This window comes from Peptoniphilus indolicus ATCC 29427 (genome assembly GCF_000227315.1).
Taxonomy (GTDB): Bacteria; Bacillota; Clostridia; order Tissierellales; family Peptoniphilaceae; genus Peptoniphilus; species Peptoniphilus indolicus.
Genome location: NZ_JH165071.1, coordinates 1 through 2743 on the forward strand (window position 1 = coordinate 1; position 2743 = coordinate 2743).

A 2743-nucleotide genomic window follows, 5' to 3' on the forward strand; every position below is an offset into this window, starting at 1 on the left:
CAAAATAAAAAAAGAAATTTATATATGATGTATATTATTCTCATCAAAACAACACCAAGGAAAAAAACAATAAAGAAATAATAGTCTAATAAGTAAATTCTTACCCCAAAAAATTTCTATCAGACTATACTCAAGATAATGATTTAAAGATAATAAATTGAGTGAACACTCTACCAGGGAAAATCTTAGATTACTAAAAGCCTCTAACAATATTTACAGAATAGCTTAATAAGTCAAAGCTTATTGAAATTTTTGGAAAAATTTGTTAAGGACATAAACTTTTCCGTCTCTCTCTTGATTAGCTTTGATATTTTGTCTTTATATGTTTCGCTTGTACCCTGCTTGAAATGTAGGTTTACAGTATATTTTGTTTTTCCATTATCTATAATTAACTGTTTATTATGTAGTGTTTTTATTTTTATTTTTCTTCTACGTGTTCTCCTTTTCGTTTTTAGACAAAGAAAAACAGTAAACTTTTTTGGTTTACTATTTCATGAATTGCCATGTTATATTTTATGTTTAATTGTTTGATTTAGACAAACTCAATCTTATTTATAGCCATCTTCATCATATCATCACCTATCCTTGCAAGTAAACGATGAAAGAAGTGAATATTAGGGCTTTTCATATCATTGTAACCTAACATATATCCCTTTGAGGTAATTTTTATTTTATCCGACCAGTTAAGGTCTTGTATTGGACTACTTGTATAGAATAATCCGTCTACATCGCTGATACCCATACTCTTTAGTGTCTTTGACATCATTAGCTTTAAACCGAGCTTACCTACACTATCAAAAATCAAACAACCCCCTACATATCTTTTAGAAAGTTCTAAAACTAAATCTTTCACTTCATTTTTCTTAAAATAATGAAATACCCCTGCCGCAAAGAAAATAACTCCTTTTGAACCGTCTACTTCGTTCATCCATGAGTAATCTTTTAAATCACAGGCAACATTTCTTTCTCTTTCATAATTTGAAATAAGCTGGTTACGAATCTCTATAACATCATGAAAATCTACATTTACTATCTTACAACTTCCATTATCACAGGCTTTTCCCGTTTCATCCAAGCCGCAACCGAGATTTACAACAGTTGCCTTTGGATAAATCTTTAGATATTCTTTGATTTCCCACATAATATCCAACTGACGCATTGCTGCTTCAAGCGATCCGAATTCATATAAGAATGAATTGTTTTTTCTATCTAATTTGGAAAAATCATAATCCAATCCATCACACAGCTTCTTTGCAAAAATATCTGTATAAAGTTCAGGAAATTTTTCAGAACACATTTTTCTACCATATAGTGGCACAAACAATGTTTCCTGAACGGTATTCTTTTCTATCTTTACTTTTTGTATTTCAACACACCTCCTTGAGTTAATTAAAATTTTATTTCACTCAACGCTTATGATAAAATACCATATTTAAGCCAAATTTTATAAATATAACTCGTTACTTTTCATCTTTTTTAGTACATTTGAAGCTTCCTGTAACTACTCTATAAAGATTTTAACTTTTTCTGCTTAACCCACTTCTTTCGTATATCTATGATTTTAAAATATAGCTTGTCTTTTCTTTCTTAAAGGTTATTACTTCTTATTTACAATCTTATATATTTATTCTCCTAAATGTCCTACGTGATATTTTTAATCTCTTTAATAATATTTGCCATATGCTCATTTTAAAAATTATCTTATTTGCCTTTCTTTAACTTGATATAGGCTTTGTATGTGTCTTTATACTTCAAATATTTTTCTAATACTTTGTTCTGGTGATGGATAGGACTTTCTAAAAAATCAGATAGCTTTTTATCTGATTTTTTGTTGATTCTTTATCAAATTGTTAAATTAATTTATGCAACTCTAAATTTATCTTCCTAAAAAGCCAACAAACAAAGCTTGAATTGTAGCTATAATTGGTACAAGAAAAAATGGAACTAATAAAAAATGTTCTCGAATTGCCAAATGTTTCATCCAATTATTAAACTCATAATCTTTGTGTCCCTCTGTTCCCGGAATAATTATCTTTTCTTTATATTTTCCTTGAAATAAGAGACAATCCAATAACAAAAAGTCTCCTATATTTAATATACTCCACTGAATGTATCCCATCCAAAATATATTCCAAAAGCCAACAACTCCTGAATGTAAAATACTTATTGTTGAATAAATAAAACAAACTCCCACAATAATGATAGTAAATGTCATGTTTATTTTTTCTCTTGCTTTGTCATTTGTTGCGGAGCTGTTTTCTGGATAGCCTTTGGATAAGAATCCAAAAAGAATCTTGGATTAATAAGTACCAAAGAAGCCACTGCACCGTTAAAAATAGCTGCTATAGCAATTCCGTAAAGAATTGCATCTATTAGAGCCATAAAATCATCTTCCTTTTCGTATTTAAATTTATCTTGCTTTGCAAACTTAAATTTGTTTCAGTCAATATCTATATTATTATACTATTTTTAAGCCATTTTTCCTATATCGGCTTTCTGTGGCAACTGACAGTTGTGTGAAAATTAAAGTGCACATCAACTTATCCTTTTCTGTCTTTGCCTTTTTCTCCGCCTGTTGATTCATGGAATACTGCTTTTCCTATTTTAATATGAAAACTACTTCCTTCCCCAATTTTATTATTTTCTCTGTCCCTAAAAGGTTAACTCTTTCGGAAAATTAGTTAAATTTGATATTGCAGTTTAAACAAAATATTTTTAAGGGAAAGATATTTTCTTTATATTT

General features: G+C 28.8%; 2 protein-coding genes and 1 pseudogene. All 3 read right to left on the reverse strand.

The genetic code is table 11. The features are described from left to right. Positions 1 to 233: 233 nt before the first annotated feature. The gene (locus HMPREF9129_RS12865) at positions 234 to 422 is read right to left on the reverse strand and encodes a TnpW family protein (RefSeq protein WP_083827207.1); all 189 of its coding nucleotides are present in this window, start codon (positions 420 to 422) and stop codon (positions 234 to 236) included. 110 nt (positions 423 to 532) lie between these two features. Beyond that, positions 533 to 1318, reverse strand: coding sequence for a class I SAM-dependent methyltransferase (locus HMPREF9129_RS09715; protein WP_115312067.1), 786 nt, complete (start codon positions 1316 to 1318; stop codon positions 533 to 535). A 558-nt stretch (positions 1319 to 1876) separates the two neighbouring features. Further along, a pseudogene (locus HMPREF9129_RS12720) lies at positions 1877 to 2382 on the reverse strand (hypothetical protein). Positions 2383 to 2743 lie beyond the last annotated feature (361 nt).